Below are 17,890 nucleotides of genomic sequence, written 5' to 3' on the forward strand. Positions count from 1 at the left end.
ACGCACAAACAATTATAATCATACCGTTAGTGTACCGTAATCAAATATGGACAAGCAAATAATACTTTTATCCCCCAAAAAACAAACGTCGGTTGAATGGATAATAATATTAGGTAAGTGCTATTTCCTCAAGATAGTAACATTAAGACAGCTAGTAATGAAGAGATATTAAGTTATCGGGGAAGCCTTTCTAACATTTGAAGGCTTTAGACACCAAATATGGATTATAAATTGAATTACTCTTGAAAAGAGCCCTTAAAAAAAGAGAATTATTTCATTTTCGTTACAATTTATGAAACGATTACAAATTTGACAAAATGGTGTACAATATATTTGTAATGAATTGAAAGGGGACATTTGAAATGTCATCGTTTACTCATTTTAATGAACAAGGACGCGCAAAAATGGTCGATATCTCTGAAAAGAATGAGACGGTTCGAACAGCTTTAGCAAAGTCTAGTGTTGAAGTAAGTGCAGAAATTTATACAAAAATTAAAGAAGGATCCATGGGCAAAGGGGATGTTCTTGGCGTAGCTCAGGTTGCAGGAGTCATGGCTGCGAAAAGAACGGCTGATTGGATCCCAATGTGTCATCCACTAGCATTAACAGGCGTGGATGTTACCTTTGATTGGTCTACAAAAGACGACAATCACAAGCTTAATATTTACGTAAAAGTAAAAACAAAGGGAAGTACAGGAGTTGAAATGGAAGCTTTAACGGCAGCTTCTGCTGTTGCTTTAACGGTTTATGATATGTGCAAAGCTGTTGATAAAGGAATGGTTATTGGACCTACATACTTAGTTGAAAAAACAGGTGGAAAAAGCGGAGATTTTAAAAGAGAGAAAAGTGTAGACTAAAACAATTAACATTTGTACCGACTAAAGGGGAAAAACCGGGAGTTATTAGCAAGGATTTGTGAATTGGTAAACAATGAAACATAGAAAATGAGGATTTGCATTAGTGGGGATGAGCACCTAAACCATTGATTTTGTTTTGCCCTTTATCTAGTTGAAGGTACAGGTTGGAGGCAGAAAAATGAATATCGATCAAACGAAAATTCCTCAAGCAACGGCAAAACGGTTGCCTTTGTATTATCGATTTTTAGAAAATTTACAAGCGTCTGGGAAGCAAAGAGTTTCGTCTTCGGAATTAAGTGAAGCCGTAAAAGTAGATTCAGCAACGATTCGTCGAGATTTCTCCTACTTTGGTGCACTTGGGAAAAAGGGGTATGGATACAATGTAAATTATCTATTAACCTTTTTTAGAAAAACATTAGACCAGGATGAGGTTACGAATGTCGCACTAATCGGTGTCGGAAACTTAGGGACAGCATTTTTGCATTACAATTTCTCAAAGAATAATAGTACAAGAATTGAACTAGCTTTTGATGTCGATGAAAATAAAGTCGGGACTGAGCTTGGAAGCGTTCCTATTTATCATTTAGATGATTTAGAAAAAGTTTTAGACTCTTCTATTTCAGTCGCGATATTAACTGTACCGTCATCCGTTGCTCAAAAGGTAGCAGATCGTTTGGTTGCTTGTGGTATAAAAGGAATTTTGAATTTCACACCAGCCAGACTATCAGTACCAAAGAACATCCGAGTTCATCATATTGATCTATCGGTTGAACTTCAGTCATTAATTTATTTTCTTAAGCATTATCCAATGTAAGAGTCGTACCTGCACGAAATACAATGAAAGGGTTATCACATGTCTAAACAGTGGTAACCCTTTTTTATTATAGAATCAATTTGGCTACGGAGATAACAAAGACGTTCAATCCAATTACTCTTACCTTCAGTATTGTAAATCTGATAGTTAGGGTTTTTTCTTCTTTATAAATGACTGGTAAAAAAATCCTTGATTATTAAACCCTTCTATACTAAAATTTCATTTTTCATGGTATGATTAAAAATATATTTCGAAAAACGAAAGGATTCTACAGATGAGAAAATTGTTTCCTGAAAAATGGCTTGTAGTGATAGCAGTATTATTAGGAACTTTTACAATTATTTTAAACAACAGCATGTTAAATCCGGCAGTTCCCCATTTGATGAAGGTATTTGAAGCTGATGCGGTAGCTACCGGATGGGTAATTACAATCTTCATGGTAACGATGGGAATAACCATGCCATTAACCGGCTACTTAGGAGATAAATTCGGAAAGAAAAAGCTTTATTTGAGCGGTTTAGTAATCTTTATCATCGGCTCTATTTTAGGCTCGTTTTCTTGGGACCTTAGTTCCCTTATATTTTTCCGGGGCATTCAAGGAATCGCTGGTGGAATTATGATGCCATTATCAATGGCACTTATCTTTGAAGTATTTCCAAGACATGAGCGGGGACTTGCCACAGGTATCTGGGGCGTTGCAGCGATGATGGCGCCTACGATTGGGCCTACGATTGGTGGATTTATTATTGAATCTGGCAGTTGGCAGTGGCTCTTTTTAGTTAACGTACCAACAGGGGCTTTAGGAATTTTGATTGGTGCAATGTACTTAAAAAATACAAACAGAGTCCAAGGAATTACCTTCGATAAATGGGGATTTGCTTCAGTAACAGTGGGAGTAGGAGCAATCCTATATGCATTAGGGAGAGTTTCAGCAATAGAGCATCTAATACAACCTCTAAATCTTACATTAATAATTATTGGAATAGTCTCGCTATATCTCTTCGTAAAAATTGAAAACCATCAAGAGCAGCCATTATTAGATTTATCAATTTTTAAAAACAAGGCTTACACATATAGTGTCTGGATTTCAATTTCAACCTCATTAGCGTTATTCGGAGGAATCTTTCTAATACCTTTATTAATTCAACATGTGTACGGGTTAGGGCCGGTAGTCACAGGCCTAGTATTTTTACCAGCGGCGCTTTTCACCGGCATATTTATGACCATTGGAGGCCGACTTCTCGATCGAAAAGGACCATTACTTGTTGTTACTAGTGGTCTAGTCATGATCGCTGTCCCTACAATTGCTTTAGGATTTACAACAATGGAAACCTCTTTAGCTATGATTTTCTTACTCATGGCACTGCGAGGAATTGGTCAAGGCTTCTCAACCATGCCTGCGACAACTGCCGGAATGAATGCCATTCCAGAAAAATTTATTTCTAGAGGATCAGCAATGAACAACGTCTTAAGGCAAATTAGTTCAGCTCTAGGGATCGTCTTTATCTCAATCTATTATGAGGTTCGTAAAGTGCAAGTATTTCCTAATGTCGGGACAATGGAAGAAGCAAGTTTACAAGCGATTAATGAAGGGTTTTTGCTTTTAGGGGTAATCGCCATTCTAACGATACCACTAGGTTTGCTAATAGGCAGAGCTTCTGAAAAACAAGAACGTAAAACAACATTATCGGCGTAGGAAAAATATTAATTTCAAAACGATTTAGTATAGAAAGTTTTGAAAACTATGGTATGATAAACAAAATAATATGTTTTACAGCTACGGGAGCCTAGAGGACTAGGCTGAGAGGATGACTATTCCGTCACAGACCGTGAACCTGATCTGGATCATGCCAGCGGAGGGAAGACTGTGATTGTAAGTTTGATCTTTACATGTCTTTAAGGCCGCATCTAGATGATGTGGCTTTTTTCATGTTTAAAAACAACCCTTAGGAGGAGAAAAAATGGCAAAAGATTTATTGAATATTGGTGGAGTAGAGCTAAATAGTAGATTATTAATCGGAACAGGTAAATTTAATAACGATGCGCTCATTCCAGAGGTAATTAGTTCCTCAAAATCACAAGTAATAACTGTGGCGATGCGCCGTGTTGATTTTCAAACAAGCCAAGAAAACATCATGAAGTATATACCAAAAGAGATGATTCTTTTACCTAACACTTCAGGAGCTAGAACAGCAGAAGAAGCGGTTCGCATTGCAAGACTTGCTCGCGCTGCGGGCATGGGTAACTGGATAAAAATTGAGGTAATCTCAGATCAAAAATACTTATTGCCAGATAACTATGAAACAATTAAAGCAACGGAAATCTTAGCAAGTGAAGGATTTATTGTTTTACCTTACATGAGTCCTGACCTAATGGTAGCAAAGAAGTTAGAAGAAGTAGGAGCTGCGGCAGTTATGCCACTAGGAGCACCAATTGGCACAAACCGTGGTCTAAAAACAAAAGAGTTAATACAAATCTTAATTGAAGAATGCGAAAAGCCAGTAATCGTTGATGCCGGGATCGGTAAACCATCTCAAGCCTGTGAAGCAATGGAGATGGGGGCAGACGCAGTATTAGTCAATACAGCGATCGCAACGGCTGGTGACCCAGTAGCGATGGGAGAAGCCTTCAAAGCAGCAGTTCAAGCAGGCCGAACAGCTTATCTATCAGGAGTTGGAAGTGTAGCTAGACAAGCAAGAGCGTCATCACCACTGACAGGATTTTTATCAATATAATTTGCAGGTTTGAGTTAAGAGTTAAGAGTTGTGAACCGGAATGCTTCGAAGCAAAGCCTAAAATAACTCATAACTCAACCCTCATAACTCAAAACTAGGGAGGGGTTTTACCGTGAGTTTTTATTATGAATATGAAAAGTTAAAGGAATTGCCTTTTGAGAGTTATTTTCAAGGCTTTACTGAAATAGATGTTAAGAGAGTTTTGGCAAAGCAACGAATGACCCCTGAAGATTTACTTGTGCTGTTATCACCCGCGGCTGAAGGGTTATTAGAGGATATTGCTCAAAAAGCTCATGAATTAACAGTTCAGCATTTTGGAAAAACCATTTTACTTTTTAACCCAATTTATATTGCTGACCATTGTGTGAACCTTTGTACTTACTGTAGCTTTAGTGTGACGAACCAATTTCAACGTAGCAAGCTCTCAATGAAACAAATTGAAGTTGAAGCGAAAGCATTAGCAGACCTAGGTTTGAAGCACATCTTAGTGTTAACAGGTGAGTCCAAAACATCTACGCCTGTTTCATATATTGTTGAGGCTGTGAAAGTACTGAAAAAGTATTTTCCATCGGTAGCTATTGAAATTAACCCTTTAGATACTGATGAATATAAACAGTTAGCTGAAGCGGGGGTAGACGGCCTTACCGTTTATCAAGAAGTATATAATGAAGAAATCTATAAATCTGTTCACGTAAAAGGTCCAAAACGTGATTATCGTTATCGAATGGATACCCCTGAGCGTGGGTGTGAAGCAGGCATTCGCCAAATTAATGTTGGAGCTCTTTTAGGTCTTGATGATTGGAGAAAAGAAGCCTTTTTTGCAGCTATGCACGCAAGATACTTGCAAAGAAAATATTTAGATGCAGAAATCAGTTTATCCTTACCAAGAATTCGTCCACATCTTGGTGACTATCAACCAAGATCTATTGTCGAGGATCGTCACCTTGTTCAGGCGATTACAGCATTTAGATTATTTTTACCGCGAGCAGGAATTACATTATCGACAAGGGAACCTCAAGAATTGAGAGACAATCTTATATACTTAGGTGTCACGAAGATGTCAGCAGGTGCTAGTACTGAGGTTGGTGGCTATTCACAATGTGATACTGGTACAGCACAATTTGAAATCTCAGATGAACGATCATTAGCAGAAGTTCAACAAATGATACGAGATAAAGGCTACCAGCCAGTGTTGAAGGATTGGGAGCTATTAGTGTAAAAGGTGTGGAGGAGAGTTCACAGCTTAAACCTAAATAAAAAAGGGAAAAGATAAGCAACGAACGGAGTATGGAATATTACTCCGTTTTTTTGTTGTTTTAAAGAGATATAAGTCCGATATTTCTAGTGGAATGAAAAGAAAAATGCGTTGAGGCACTTCAAGTAAAATTAAATATTGAGACCCTTTAATTGTAAAAAAAAGCGAACGCGAGGTTCGCTTTCCCTATTTATCTTGTGCTTTTGGTTTAAACGTAAAGTACCGGATTGCTATCACAAAGTCGTATGTAGCGATAGCCATTAAGGCAATGGTGAAGAGGTCCCATTCGCCAGTTCGACCTCTTTGCTGAATGGCAAAGAAGACAAAGCTAGCTCCCATTAAAAGATAGGCGGTACCCCAAAATAATGGTGATCTCATTTATAGTAGTCCTCCAATAAAGCCTTGCATTTCCTCTAGTTTTCTTTGAAGTTCCATTAGACGATCTCCAAAAATAACCTGTACGATCATGACAAAGCTATTTAATGCCACGTGGGCCATAATCGGAACGATAATTCGTTTTGTTTTTACATAAAGGAAAGCAAAGACAATTCCCATAAATGTATAAACTAACAGGTGTTCAAAATCCATATGAACAGCAGCAAAGATGACTGAACTAATTACCGCAGCGATCCAAAAGTTAAATCGTTTATATAAGCTACCAAAAATAATCATTCGAAAAATGATTTCCTCTAAGATAGGACCAATAACTGCGACTACTAACATGAGTGCAGGCGTGGCTTTCGCCAATTCAACAATCATTTCGGTATTCTCAGAACCCGGCTCAATTCCAAATACAGAAATCTCAATAAGTACTGCAACATATTGGGCCATAAAAGCCATGAAAATTCCGGCAATTGACCAAACAATTGCATCACTTTTTGAGCTGCGTTCCTGATTCAAATGACGTTCTGCCATGTCTTGTCTTAATAGAAATAAAATTAAGATAAAACCAACCGAAAAACTGAAGATCGTCCAAACTCCTGGAATTTGGTTTTTATCCATTCCCATTAACATTAAAACAGGTACACCGATAATTGCAGATAATTGCATCAAAATGTAAGTTAGTAGGACTAACCAATATCGTCTCGTCAATACAAAAACTCCTTTTTAAAATGTAAAATTCAGAATGTAGAATATAATGGCTTGTGTAACTTCAAATTCCACATTTTCCATCCTACATTGTACCATAGAATCCACATTTCTTTGTTTTAGAACCTCTGAAGAAATATAAAAAAATGCTCTGTATAAATATACTCCAAAAAGTCAAAAGTAATGAAGGATAATTTTTCTAATACTATCTTTCATGATCGTTTAAGAAAAGCTAACTTTTACCATAAAGAGAATGTACATATTTCTGTAAATTTCAACAAGACATGTTACTTTTAGTCGATTTTCTTTAGGGTGAAAAAGCCAAGTTTTTCTAAAAAAATTATTAAAAATACTTGCAAAATAGAATTGAAATGATTATTATAGGAATTGTGTTAGCACTCATACTGTTTGAGTGCTAACAACTAAAAATCATTTCGATGAGGGAGGTTGTTTTCCTTGTTAAAGCCATTAGGTGATCGTATTGTGATTGAACAAGTTGAAACTGAAGAAAAAACTGCTAGCGGGATTGTACTTCCTGATACAGCGAAAGAAAAGCCACAAGAGGGCCGTGTTGTTGCTGTAGGTTCTGGACGTGTCCTAGAGAGCGGCGAGCGAGTTGCGTTAGAAGTAAAAGAAGGAGATAAAGTAATCTTCTCTAAATACGCAGGCACTGAAGTTAAACTTGATGGTAAAGAATACTTAATCCTTCGTGAAAACGACGTATTAGCGATCGTAGACTAATCATACTTCTATTAGAAAACAAATAAGCTATGAAAGTAGCTTGCAGAAGATTAGTTTTTAAACATAGGTAGGGTTGTTCCTACTACATAGAAAACTAGGAGGTAGAGTAGAATATGGCAAAAGAAATTAGATTTAGCGAAGACGCACGTCGCGCAATGCTTCGTGGTGTCGATGCTTTGGCAGATGCCGTTAAAGTAACATTAGGACCAAAAGGAAGAAATGTTGTATTAGAAAAGAAATATGGTTCACCTCTTATTACAAATGATGGTGTAACAATTGCAAAAGAAATCGAACTTGAAGATGCATTTGAAAACATGGGTGCAAAATTAGTTGCTGAAGTTGCGAGCAAAACAAATGATATTGCTGGTGACGGTACAACTACTGCAACTGTTTTAGCACAAGCAATGATCCGTGAAGGATTAAAGAACGTAACAAGTGGCGCTAATCCAATGGTACTTCGTAAAGGTATCGAAAAAGCTACTGCTAAGGCTGTAGAACAACTTCAAGCAATCTCTAAACCAATCGAAAGCAAAGCTTCTATTGCACAAGTTGCTGCAATTTCTGCTGCTGACGAAGAAGTAGGACAATTAATTGCTGAAGCTATGGAGCGCGTTGGTAACGATGGTGTTATTACAATTGAAGAATCAAAAGGCTTCACAACTGAGTTAGAAGTTGTAGAAGGTATGCAATTTGACCGTGGATATGCTTCACCATACATGGTTACTGACTCAGATAAAATGGAAGCTGTTCTTGATAATCCATATATTCTTATTACTGATAAGAAAATTGCTAGCATTCAAGAAATCTTACCTGTGCTTGAGCAAGTTGTTCAACAAGGTAAGCCAATCTTATTAATTGCTGAAGATGTAGAAGGTGAAGCATTAGCAACTTTAGTTGTGAATAAGCTTCGCGGTACATTTACAGCTGTGGCTGTTAAAGCTCCAGGATTTGGTGACCGTCGTAAAGCTATGCTTGAAGACATCGCTACATTAACTGGTGGTGAAGTGATTACTGAAGATTTAGGTCTTGACCTTAAATCTGCTAACATCACTCAATTAGGTCGCGCTTCTAAGGTTGTTGTTACAAAAGAAAACACAACAATCGTAGAAGGTGCTGGCGACTCTCAAAAGATCGCAGCTCGCGTTAACCAAATTCGCGTACAATTAGAAGAAACTACTTCTGAATTTGATAAAGAAAAACTTCAAGAGCGTCTTGCTAAATTAGCTGGTGGAGTAGCAGTAGTTAAAGTTGGTGCTGCAACAGAAACTGAGCTAAAAGAGAAGAAGCTTCGTATTGAAGATGCACTTAACTCTACTCGTGCAGCTGTTGAAGAAGGAATCGTTTCTGGTGGTGGTACAGCCCTAGTGAACGTAATCAGCGCTGTTAGAGAAATTCAAGCTGAAGGCGACGAATTAACAGGTGTAAACCTTGTATTACGTGCTCTTGAAGAGCCAGTTCGTCAAATCGCTCACAATGCTGGCCTTGAAGGTTCAGTAATTGTTGAACGCTTAAAGCATGAAGAAGCAGGTATTGGTTTCAATGCAGCTACTGGTCAATGGGTAAACATGATCGAAGCTGGTATCGTTGACCCTACAAAAGTTACTCGTTCTGCACTTCAAAACGCAGCAAGCGTATCTGCAATGTTCTTAACAACAGAAGCAGTAATCGCTGACAAGCCTGAAGAAGGCGGCGGCGGTGGCATGCCAGACATGGCTGGCATGGGCGGAATGGGCGGCATGATGTAATCTGCCCCTCAAAGCCTTGATATATAAGGGTTTTTGATTGGTTTGCTAACAAAATGCTAACACAATAAAAAATTATGGAGGCTCCTCATAAGTTCACTGAACTTGTGAGAGGCTTCTTTTTTCATTTCTTGCGTCATATGAAGGTACACATTTTTTGTGATTTGGTCATCGGTATGGCCAACCTAGACGGTCCATGTTATGTTCGAGTGAGACACCCGGCTTCGGCAAGAAGCGAGGGGTGTGTATGCCTTAATGCGATTTTCAATAACCGTTTCATTCGGTTTTGGTTTTCCTGACTTTTGTTAAAAGTTGTGTTTTATTAAGCAACACATAGTAACTGGGGATGATTTTTAATTTAACTTAGAAGTGTTAATTCCATCAATAATCCCCCCGAAAGCTGAAATTTCGTTATAGTCACTATGGCATAAGGCTATAAATGATTAGTTAAATGCTATCTTATAACAAGAAGTCCTGAAACTATTGATATTAAGTAGTTTCAGGACTTCTTTTTTCTGTTTATTCACAACTACTAAATTGACTACTAAAAAATCAGTTTACAAGGTGGTTTTTCATTGGATATTCTAATTTCTTTCTTTCTTCACCGCATTGTTTTACAATTCTGTGGCTTATAGAGGTAGATATTATGAACTTTATAGAAAACTGTAGATTCTTGATATACAGAAAAGTTTTTAACTTAGTATAATACTCGAAGAAAGTTACAAAACAAGGGGAGATTTGAAATGAAAGTAACATTATTTACAACCTGTATTGTAGATTTTATGGCAATGAATGTCGGTAAAGCTACCGTTGAAATACTTGAAGGTCTGGGGCATGAGATCGATTATCCTATGAACCAAACATGTTGCGGGCAACCCACGTACAACACTGGATACGTAGAGAAAACAAAAAATACAATTAAGCATTTTATCGAAACGTTTGAACATGCTGAAGTGATTGTTTCACCTTCAGGTTCTTGTGTTTCATTTGTAAAAGAATATCCACATGTTTTAGCTGATGATAAAGAATGGAAAGAAAGAGCTGAAAAAGTTGCAGCAAAAACATATGAATTATCTCAATTTTTAGTTGAGGTTATTAGTGTAGAAGACTTTTCTGCAAAACTTCCAGGAAAGGCTGTTTACCACCACAACTGCCATACAGCAAGATTTTTAAAAGTGAAAGAACAGCCATTAAAACTTCTTTCGAAAGTAGAAGGTCTAGAATTAGTAGATTTCCATAACTCGGATAAGTGTTGCGGGTTTGGTGGTACCTTCTCTGTTAAGATGGGAGATATTTCAGCTGAAGTTGCTGATGAAAAAGCAAGGTATATCCAAGAAGCTACCCCTGATTATTTGATAGGTGCAGACTTTGCTTGTCTAATGAATATTGGTGGACGTTTAAGTAGACTTGGTTCAAATATCAAAGTAATGCATATTGCTGAAGTGCTAAATTCTAAATAGTAAGGGGAGCCAAAATGGGAATTAAGATTAATGACCAAAGTTTTAAGAAAAATCTTGAAAAGAATTTAAACGATGATTTCATGCGTGCTGCAATGGTGAAAGCTCAAGATTTAATTAATAAAAATAGAACGAACGTGCTATCGCAATTGGGAGATGGTAATTTCCGTGAGTGGCAAAAACTATCAGGAGAAGTTCGTGCCCACGTTCTTGAAAACTTAGATTTTTACTTAAATCAATTCGCTGAAAACGTTGTCAAAAATGGAGGTAACGTATTTTTTGCAAAGGATGCTAAGGAAGCCTCTCAGTATGTTACTAATCTAGCAATAGAAAGAGGCGTTAAAAAAGTTGTAAAAGCTAAATCGATGGTTACAGAGGAAATTGGAATTAACCACGAATTGATTGATGCTGGGATAGATGTAATGGAAACTGACTTAGCTGAATACATTTTGCAATTAGATGACTGGAATCCACCTTCCCATATGGTAGTGCCATCTTTACATTTAAACAAAACTCAAATTCGTGATGTTTTTGCCAAGAATGGATATACTGGCAAAGATATTCCAGAAGACTTAGCTGCATTTTCTCGGGCTCAACTGCGTAATGAGTTTGTAACAGCTGATATGGGGATTTATGGATGTAACTTTGCTATCGCTGAATCAGGAGCGATTTCATTAATCAGTAATGAAGGAAATATCGATCTTTGTACATCGGCACCTGAATTACAAGTGTCTGTCATGGGGATGGAACGTATTGTAGCTACCTATGAAGATGCAGATATCTGTATTAGCTTATTAGCTAGAAGTGCAGTAGGGGCAAAAAGTACAAGTTATACGACATTTGTAAACGGGGTTACTGAAGAAGGTGCTGCGGATGGTGCGAAAGAATTTCATGTAGTGATCATTGATAATGGACGTTCTAAAGTATTAAAGTCACAATTCAAAGAAGTATTACAATGTATGCGCTGTGCTGCATGCTTAAATATCTGTCCAGTATATCGGCAAGTTGGTGGACACTCTTATAATGCTATCTATTCTGGGCCACTTGGGGTTGTATTAACGCCACTTCTTGCAGGCTATGATGACTTCAAAGAACTTCCAAATATGTGTTCACTTTGTGGTGCGTGTACAGAAGTTTGTCCATCTAATATCAAGTTGCATTCATTAATTCATGAGCACAAGCGTGTGTTAGCTGAAGAAAAGAAGGTTTCTGCATTTTGGGGTGCGAGTATGTCTGGAGCAGGTATGGTTTTAAGCCGTCCTTGGATGTACAAGCTAGGAACAAGTGTTGCGCCACTAATGACAAAACCATTGATGGAAGATGGAAAAATTAAAAAAGGGGTTAGTGTTCTTAAAGGTTGGACAGACAAACGCGACCTGCCAGCAATGGAAAAAACACGTTTCAGAGATTGGTATGCATCTAGAAGTAAAGGAGGAAATAAATAATGAAAAAAGGACAAATTTTAAATAGAGAGTCATTTATTTCTAACCTTTCAAACATACTTGGTCGAGAAATGCCGAAAGAGGTTGTGCATCCTGAATTATCAAGCAAACCTCATCTTGAAATTTATAAAGGCTTTACTCAAGCGCAATTATCTGAAGAGTTCCATAAGAATGCTCAAGTTAACAAAGCTGGATCTGGTGGTAAGATTGATTCCGTAATTATCGAGAAAAAAGATCTTGCAAAAACTGTAGCTGAGAAACTGGTTGAACATGGAACTGGGCCAATTATCGCTTGGAACGATGAGCGTTTTACAGAATGGGGTCTAAATGATGTGTTGAAAGATGCGTATGTTTGGACTGATGAAAAAGGCCGTGAAAATGTAGATAAGGCATTGAATGCGTCTTATGGCGTGTGTATCAGTGATCTTTCACTTGCTGAAACAGCTTCTTATACTGTCATTGATAAGTTGGGAAAAGGAAGATCGTCAAACTTCCTGCCATTAAATTATGTTTGCATTGTACCGCAAAGTACAATTGTTCCTCGTTTAACACAAGGAATGCAAAAACTTCACGAAATGTCAAAAGAAGGAATAAATCCTGCAGCCATTAATTTTATTTGTGGTTCAAGTAGTTCCTCTGACATTGAGTTAAACAAGGTATGGGGCGTACATGGACCTATTCGTTTAACTTATCTCATTGTTTCTGATTTATAATTCAAATACTCTACAGTAATTGCTAACACGATCCAATGAAAACAGTAAAATCACATGAAAATGTTACAGACAGATCTTAACAAGCTATAATCTACCGCACTTATCTCGCATAACGTTAAAGATATTACACACTCTCACCTCGAGGAGCTAGATATGACTTGGTTGGTGAGGTGAGAGTGGTTTGCTACCAAAATGCTTACAAAGTAATTATTTAGAGGTTTCTCATTAGTTATAACAAACTTTTGAGAAGCCTTTTTGATTCTGTTCAAAAACTTTTTAAACAAAAAAGTATATAAAGGGTGACAATAGTCACTTACTGGAAGATTAGCTTCACTTATACTGAAATTAATCAACGAAGGGGAGGTTGAAAGAATGGCAATCGAAAAACTAGATAAAACGGAAGCTCATAAGGAAGAAAGATCTTTAGTAGGAACAGCCTTTGGAGTTGGATTTGTCGGGATAGTCATTTTAGTTAGTTATCTTACTCTATACGGATTTTACTTGGCTAGAGTGTAGAAAGGGGAATGGGGAAAATGCATAAATCAGAAAAAGTTTGGCTTACAATAAGTTTTGGTATGATCATGTTATTTATGATAGCAACTGGTTATCAAGCATTTGCGCTAGGTATGGCACCTCCAGGAGGAATGGAAACGCTTGATCCACAAAAAGTTGATCAAACAGCACCGTTTGATAATCCGGGAATTACGCAAATTGGCGAAAACGAATATGAAGTAGTTATGACTCTACAACTCTTTAGTTTTACTCCTATGAATATTGAAGTTCCAGCAGGTTCAACGGTTCATTTCATATTAACATCAAAAGACGTTGTCCATGGGTTTCAAATTGTAGATACAAATGTAAACGGGATGGTAATGCCAGGTCATATTCTAAATGTTACGCAAAAATTTGATAAGCCTGGTGAGTATTTAGTGTTATGTAATGAATATTGTGGTATCGGTCACCAATATATGGCGACAACGATTACGGTTAAATAAAGGGGGGGAATTAAGTTGGAAATGAGCGCACAAGCACTAAAAGATAAAACAAATGAAGTGTTAGGAGTAAATCCTGAGGACGCTAAATTAACGAAATCATATTTATTAGTATCATTTATTGCATTACTTCTCGGGGGACTTTTTGGATTATTACAAGGTATAAATCGTGCCGGACTCTTAGAGCTACCAAATTGGCTTAACTACTATCAAGTTCTAACTGCTCATGGTTTATTGTTAATAGTAGTATTTTCTGGGTTCTTTATGATTGGTTATTTTTATTCAGGTCTTTCACATACATTAGGCGGTCTTCTTCCTAAGGTTAGAAAGCTTGCCTGGGTTGGTTATGGATTAAGTATGTTCGGTACGGTATTAGTTGTGATTATGGTATTAATGAACGAAGCATCGGTTTTATTCACATTTTATCCACCGATGAAGGCGAACCCAATCTTTTATTTTGGATTAGTATTTGTTGTACTAGGAATTTGGGCGTGCTGCATCGGGGCATTTATTCAAGTAGCAAATTGGAGAAAGCAAAATAAAGGTCAACATCTTCCAATCCTTGCTTTCTTTGCAACTGGAGCCTTCGTTTTACTAATAGCTTGTACAGCTTTTGTTGCAGTTGAAGTTTTATTCCTAATCCTACCTTGGTCACTTGGTTGGGTTGATACAATCAATGTTATGTTAGCACGTACGCTGTTCTGGGCGTTTGGACATACAGCCGTTAATATCTGGTATTTGACTGCGGTATCTGCTTGGTATGTCATTGTACCGAGAGTTATTGGTGGAACACTTTGGAGCGATACGTTAACTCGTGTTGTTGTTGTTGCTCTTGTTATCATGAATATTACTGGTGGTTTCCATCATCAAATCGTTGACCCAGGTATTAATGATACAGTCAAATATATGCATGTATTTATGAGTTTAGCCATTGGTTTCCCTTCATTAATGACGGCATATGCACTATTTGTTGTAATGGAACGTACAGGTAGAAGAAAAGGTGGAAAAGGTGTTTTTGGATGGCTTAAAAAATTACCTTGGGGCGATGTTCGTTTCTTAGCACCGTTCATTGGGATGCTTGCCTTTGCTCCAGCTGGCGCAGGTGGTATTGCCCAAACAACATTCCAATTAAATGCAGTTGTTCATAACACGATGTGGGTGGTTGGACATTTCCACTTAACACTAGGTATGTCTGTTGCAATGACTTTCTTTGGTATTAGTTACTGGTTAATTCCTTATCTTTCAGGTCGTGTATTAACTCCAGCTATAAATAAATTAGGTGTGATCCAAACAATTATCTGGTCAGGTGCTATGATCCTTATGTCATTCGCAATGCACACAGCAGGATTATTTGGTTCACCACGAAGAACTTCGTATACAACTTACGGAGATCACGCAGCAGCACTTGGATGGGATCCATACATGTTGTTAATAGGTATTGGTGCAGTACTCTTATTAATTGGAGTTCTTATCCAGTTCTACGTAGTAATAAACCTTATGTTCTTTGCTCCAAAGGGTCTAACAGAATTCCCAATTGCACAAAAAGAACCAGGAGATGTGACTGGATATTGGACAGAAAGATGGGGAGTATGGGTTGTACTGATGATTATTGTTGTCGCAATGGCCTACGTAATCCCTATTGTTGACATGATTGTTAACGCACCTCCAGGAGGGTCACCGCCATTTAGAACTTGGTAGGCTAGATTAGTAAAGAGATAGTTCGTAAACTACGGCTATCTCTTTACTCATAGTTTGATACTATTAAAGTAAGGAAGTGACCTACATGAATAAAAATCAGCATAATACAATTGCTATCATTGTTGTTTTATTATTTGGATGTATCTTGTTTTATGTAGGAACAGATGGGTTTCGTGCATTTACGGCAGAAACTGCAAGATTTAATCAATTAATGAAAGATCAACCTCAATTTCCAGAAGTAACTTTAGAGGATAGTAATGGTCGAATTTACTCATTTACTGAATTTGAAAATAAATATGTATTTATTACATTTATGTATACAGCTTGTACCTCAATTTGCTGGCAATTAGAATTTAACATGGGGGACGTGTACGACCGCATTCCTGAGGAATATATTGGAGAAGACATTGTCTTTTAAGCATCAGTTTTGATCCAATGATAGACGATCCAGCGACGTTAGATAGATATAAAGACTTCTTTAATAGTGATGGAGAAACTTGGAGGATGGCAAGAATTAATGATCAAGGTGAATTAGATACTTTGCTGAAAGAATTTGGGGTGATTGTTATTCCAGATGGTTATGGAAATTATGTTCATAATTCAGCGTTTTATTTAGTTAATAGACAAGGGACTCTCACCAACATTATGGACTTTACAAAGGTAGAAGAAGCTGCAAACACAGTTATTACGATACTTGAAAACGATAAGGGGGAGTAGGTGATGGAACAATTTAAGTTAGGTTTAGCCTTATTTATTTTCTTAGCTATTCCTCCTGTTGCTAAATTTATGGAATCGGTCATGGTCATTCATATGCATATGCAAATGCCAATGCTTATTATAGCAGGTCTATTAATGGCACCTTTCTTCCAACAACGATTTCCTCATTTTTTTGAAAAATGGAATCAAAATGGACTACCAGGAATTTTATTGTTTATCATAATTATGGGCTATTGGTTGTTACCAAGAACGATGGATGAAGCATTAACGTTACAAGCAGTAGAAGTATTTAAGTTTATAAGTTTACCATTTTTAGCAGGGGTACCATTGCGTGATAGTTGGAAAAAGCTTAGTGATTTTCGAAAAAATACAGTCATCACTTTTTTTACGGTCGTATTTTTAGGGATGGGTTTACTTTATATACTTGCCCCCGACCAATTATGTAATAATTACTTGATTATTGAGCAGCTAACGCTTGGTTGGGCATTTGTGTTAACGGCAATTGGTATGGTCATTTACCTCTTGTATGTAGCTTTTGTAGATCCCACTCAGTACGAGTAATCTGATATACTTGAAAGGCAGTTAGTTTGCAGTACTTTTAGGAGGCAATAAGGATGAATAAACAAAACATAATCTCTCAACAGCAGGGAGTGGAAACTCCGGATTCATATTTTAATAAAAAAATGCAATGACTCTCATTAGTGATTTAAAATCATTACTGAAAGGGCCTGTTTTAATCGCAAATGTCCTACCGGTTTTTACGGGTTTTTGGTTAGCGTTGTATTTTTCGAATGCCTCCTTTAATGAATACTTGCTTATGTTCATCTTAACAATTGCCGGAAGTACGTTTGTAATGGCTGGTGCACTTGTATTAAATAATTGGTATGATGTCGATATTGATTCAATTATGGCAAGGACGAAACATCGCCCGACGGTAACTGGGAAAATCCCTTTGAAATTTGTATTGTATTTAGGTATTATCCTTACGCTCCTTGGGTTCGTTCTCTTACTTTTTACGACTGTTGAAGCAACAGTCTATGCATTTATCGGATGGTTTACGTATGTATTTTTATATACCATGTGGTCAAAAAGAAAGTATACGTTAAATACAGTGATAGGAAGTGTTTCAGGTGCAGTTACGCCATTAATTGGGTGGACAGCGATAACGTCTGGGTTTCATATTGTTCCTATCATATTATTTTCAATTTTGTTTATTTGGCAAATGCCGCACACATTTGCAATCGCCATGAGGAAATATGAGGAGTATAAAGCAGCAGGTGTTGCCATGCTCCCAGTGGTTCATGGTTTTAAAGTGACTAAAAGACAAATGGTTGTTTATGTTGCCTGTTTACTACCTTTACCATTGTATTTAATACAGTTTAGTTTAACCTTTGTGATTATTGCAACAGTGCTTAATCTTACGTGGCTAGCATTAAGTATTAGAGGATTATTTACGAAAAACGACCAAAAGTATGCTTATATTAGCTTTCTTTACTCAGTTAATTATATAACAATCATATTTCTTCTTATGGTAATTGTAACGTTTCCGATATTTAAATAGCTCTCAACTCGAGACAAAATTTTTAAAAAGTCTTTCGACAGTTTACGAACTGGGGGAGGCTTTTTTAGATAGATAAG

19 protein-coding genes, 1 pseudogene and 1 riboswitch are annotated in these 17,890 nt (G+C 37.1%); of the genes and pseudogenes, 17 read left to right on the top strand and 3 right to left on the bottom strand.

Going from position 1 to position 17,890, the window contains the following annotated elements; all coding sequences use genetic code 11:
- Positions 1 to 362: 362 nt before the first annotated feature.
- The 5 genes from moaC (at position 363) to thiH (ending at position 5,625) form a co-directional block, all read left to right on the top strand.
- Positions 363 to 857: a cyclic pyranopterin monophosphate synthase MoaC gene (moaC, locus tag H1D32_RS01795; protein WP_261176457.1), complete on the top strand. Its 495-nt coding sequence runs from the start codon at positions 363 to 365 to the stop codon at positions 855 to 857.
- 178 nt (positions 858 to 1,035) lie between these two features.
- Complete coding sequence (locus H1D32_RS01800) at positions 1,036 to 1,671, top strand: redox-sensing transcriptional repressor Rex (protein ID WP_261176458.1); 636 nt, start codon at positions 1,036 to 1,038, stop codon at positions 1,669 to 1,671.
- 274 nt (positions 1,672 to 1,945) lie between these two features.
- Positions 1,946 to 3,367: an MDR family MFS transporter gene (locus tag H1D32_RS01805; RefSeq protein WP_261176459.1), complete on the top strand. Its 1,422-nt coding sequence runs from the start codon at positions 1,946 to 1,948 to the stop codon at positions 3,365 to 3,367.
- 73 nt (positions 3,368 to 3,440) lie between these two features.
- A riboswitch (TPP riboswitch) is annotated at positions 3,441 to 3,551 on the top strand.
- A gap of 81 nt (positions 3,552 to 3,632) precedes the next feature.
- A complete protein-coding gene (locus H1D32_RS01810; RefSeq protein ID WP_261176460.1) occupies positions 3,633 to 4,406 on the top strand; it encodes a thiazole synthase in 774 nt (257 codons plus the stop codon).
- A gap of 112 nt (positions 4,407 to 4,518) precedes the next feature.
- Positions 4,519 to 5,625 carry a 2-iminoacetate synthase ThiH gene (gene thiH / locus H1D32_RS01815; RefSeq protein ID WP_261176461.1) on the top strand — a complete coding sequence of 369 codons (1,107 nt, stop codon included), beginning with the start codon at positions 4,519 to 4,521 and terminating at the stop codon, positions 5,623 to 5,625.
- Between the two features lie 222 nt (positions 5,626 to 5,847).
- Here thiH and H1D32_RS01820 read toward each other — a convergent pair whose 3' ends face one another.
- The gene (locus tag H1D32_RS01820; RefSeq protein ID WP_261176462.1) at positions 5,848 to 6,039 is read right to left on the bottom strand and encodes a YdiK family protein; all 192 of its coding nucleotides are present in this window, start codon (positions 6,037 to 6,039) and stop codon (positions 5,848 to 5,850) included.
- Positions 6,040 to 6,753, bottom strand: a complete 714-nt coding sequence (locus tag H1D32_RS01825; RefSeq protein ID WP_261176463.1) for a CPBP family intramembrane glutamic endopeptidase — start codon at positions 6,751 to 6,753, stop codon at positions 6,040 to 6,042.
- 453 nt (positions 6,754 to 7,206) lie between these two features.
- On the opposite strand from H1D32_RS01825, the gene groES reads away from it, so the two are divergent.
- Positions 7,207 to 7,491, top strand: a complete 285-nt coding sequence (gene groES, locus H1D32_RS01830; RefSeq protein ID WP_261176464.1) for a co-chaperone GroES — start codon at positions 7,207 to 7,209, stop codon at positions 7,489 to 7,491.
- A 113-nt stretch (positions 7,492 to 7,604) separates the two neighbouring features.
- Entirely contained in the window at positions 7,605 to 9,236 is a 1,632-nt protein-coding gene (gene groL, locus H1D32_RS01835; protein WP_261176465.1) for a chaperonin GroEL, read from the top strand.
- Between the two features lie 56 nt (positions 9,237 to 9,292).
- On the opposite strand, the pseudogene H1D32_RS25625 reads toward groL, so the two are convergent.
- A pseudogene (locus H1D32_RS25625) lies at positions 9,293 to 9,522 on the bottom strand (site-specific integrase); the annotation flags it as partial.
- Between the two features lie 454 nt (positions 9,523 to 9,976).
- On the opposite strand from H1D32_RS25625, the gene H1D32_RS01840 reads away from it, so the two are divergent.
- From H1D32_RS01840 to cyoE, 10 genes are all read left to right on the top strand, one after another.
- Positions 9,977 to 10,693, top strand: a complete 717-nt coding sequence (locus H1D32_RS01840; protein WP_261176466.1) for a (Fe-S)-binding protein — start codon at positions 9,977 to 9,979, stop codon at positions 10,691 to 10,693.
- Between the two features lie 14 nt (positions 10,694 to 10,707).
- Positions 10,708 to 12,135: a LutB/LldF family L-lactate oxidation iron-sulfur protein gene (locus tag H1D32_RS01845; protein WP_261176467.1), complete on the top strand. Its 1,428-nt coding sequence runs from the start codon at positions 10,708 to 10,710 to the stop codon at positions 12,133 to 12,135.
- Entirely contained in the window at positions 12,135 to 12,845 is a 711-nt protein-coding gene (locus tag H1D32_RS01850) for a LutC/YkgG family protein (protein ID WP_261176468.1), read from the top strand. Before H1D32_RS01845 ends, H1D32_RS01850 begins: the two co-directional genes overlap by 1 nt.
- 372 nt (positions 12,846 to 13,217) lie before the next feature.
- Positions 13,218 to 13,361, top strand: a complete 144-nt coding sequence (locus tag H1D32_RS01855) for a hypothetical protein (RefSeq protein WP_261176469.1) — start codon at positions 13,218 to 13,220, stop codon at positions 13,359 to 13,361.
- Positions 13,362 to 13,378: 17 nt separating this feature from the next.
- Positions 13,379 to 13,840, top strand: coding sequence for a cytochrome c oxidase subunit II (locus tag H1D32_RS01860; protein WP_261176470.1), 462 nt, complete (start codon positions 13,379 to 13,381; stop codon positions 13,838 to 13,840).
- Positions 13,841 to 13,861: 21 nt separating this feature from the next.
- Positions 13,862 to 15,535 (top strand): cbb3-type cytochrome c oxidase subunit I, encoded by a 1,674-nt coding sequence (locus H1D32_RS01865; RefSeq protein ID WP_261176907.1) that lies wholly within the window; start codon positions 13,862 to 13,864, stop codon positions 15,533 to 15,535.
- An 85-nt stretch (positions 15,536 to 15,620) separates the two neighbouring features.
- Entirely contained in the window at positions 15,621 to 15,953 is a 333-nt protein-coding gene (locus H1D32_RS24845; protein WP_314733322.1) for an SCO family protein, read from the top strand.
- 17 nt (positions 15,954 to 15,970) lie between these two features.
- On the top strand, positions 15,971 to 16,252 hold the full coding sequence (locus H1D32_RS24850; protein ID WP_314733323.1) for an SCO family protein: 282 nt from the start codon (positions 15,971 to 15,973) through the stop codon (positions 16,250 to 16,252).
- Positions 16,253 to 16,255: 3 nt separating this feature from the next.
- Positions 16,256 to 16,813: a hypothetical protein gene (locus H1D32_RS01875; protein ID WP_261176471.1), complete on the top strand. Its 558-nt coding sequence runs from the start codon at positions 16,256 to 16,258 to the stop codon at positions 16,811 to 16,813.
- Positions 16,814 to 16,940: 127 nt separating this feature from the next.
- A complete protein-coding gene (gene cyoE / locus H1D32_RS01880) occupies positions 16,941 to 17,813 on the top strand; it encodes a heme o synthase (RefSeq protein ID WP_261176472.1) in 873 nt (290 codons plus the stop codon).
- Positions 17,814 to 17,890 lie beyond the last annotated feature (77 nt).

Source organism: Anaerobacillus sp. CMMVII, assembly GCF_025377685.1.
Lineage (GTDB): Bacteria > Bacillota > Bacilli > Bacillales > Anaerobacillaceae > Anaerobacillus.

Excerpts from the sequence above, each read along its gene's own strand:
- H1D32_RS01810 (WP_261176460.1), top strand. The coding sequence starts at position 3,633 with ATGGCAAAAGATTTATTGAATATTGGTGGAGTAGAGCTAAATAGTAGA.
- H1D32_RS01820 (WP_261176462.1), bottom strand. The coding sequence starts at position 6,039 with ATGAGATCACCATTATTTTGGGGTACCGCCTATCTTTTAATGGGAGCT.
- H1D32_RS01860 (WP_261176470.1), top strand. The coding sequence starts at position 13,379 with ATGCATAAATCAGAAAAAGTTTGGCTTACAATAAGTTTTGGTATGATC.
- H1D32_RS24845 (WP_314733322.1), top strand. The coding sequence starts at position 15,621 with ATGAATAAAAATCAGCATAATACAATTGCTATCATTGTTGTTTTATTA.
- H1D32_RS01875 (WP_261176471.1), top strand. The coding sequence starts at position 16,256 with ATGGAACAATTTAAGTTAGGTTTAGCCTTATTTATTTTCTTAGCTATT.
- H1D32_RS01805 (WP_261176459.1), top strand. The coding sequence starts at position 1,946 with ATGAGAAAATTGTTTCCTGAAAAATGGCTTGTAGTGATAGCAGTATTA.
- H1D32_RS01850 (WP_261176468.1), top strand. The coding sequence starts at position 12,135 with ATGAAAAAAGGACAAATTTTAAATAGAGAGTCATTTATTTCTAACCTT.
- H1D32_RS01865 (WP_261176907.1), top strand. The coding sequence starts at position 13,862 with ATGAGCGCACAAGCACTAAAAGATAAAACAAATGAAGTGTTAGGAGTA.
- groL (WP_261176465.1), top strand. The coding sequence starts at position 7,605 with ATGGCAAAAGAAATTAGATTTAGCGAAGACGCACGTCGCGCAATGCTT.
- H1D32_RS01845 (WP_261176467.1), top strand. The coding sequence starts at position 10,708 with ATGGGAATTAAGATTAATGACCAAAGTTTTAAGAAAAATCTTGAAAAG.
- moaC (WP_261176457.1), top strand. The coding sequence starts at position 363 with ATGTCATCGTTTACTCATTTTAATGAACAAGGACGCGCAAAAATGGTC.
- H1D32_RS24850 (WP_314733323.1), top strand. The coding sequence starts at position 15,971 with ATGATAGACGATCCAGCGACGTTAGATAGATATAAAGACTTCTTTAAT.
- cyoE (WP_261176472.1), top strand. The coding sequence starts at position 16,941 with ATGACTCTCATTAGTGATTTAAAATCATTACTGAAAGGGCCTGTTTTA.
- H1D32_RS01800 (WP_261176458.1), top strand. The coding sequence starts at position 1,036 with ATGAATATCGATCAAACGAAAATTCCTCAAGCAACGGCAAAACGGTTG.
- H1D32_RS01840 (WP_261176466.1), top strand. The coding sequence starts at position 9,977 with ATGAAAGTAACATTATTTACAACCTGTATTGTAGATTTTATGGCAATG.
- H1D32_RS01855 (WP_261176469.1), top strand. The coding sequence starts at position 13,218 with ATGGCAATCGAAAAACTAGATAAAACGGAAGCTCATAAGGAAGAAAGA.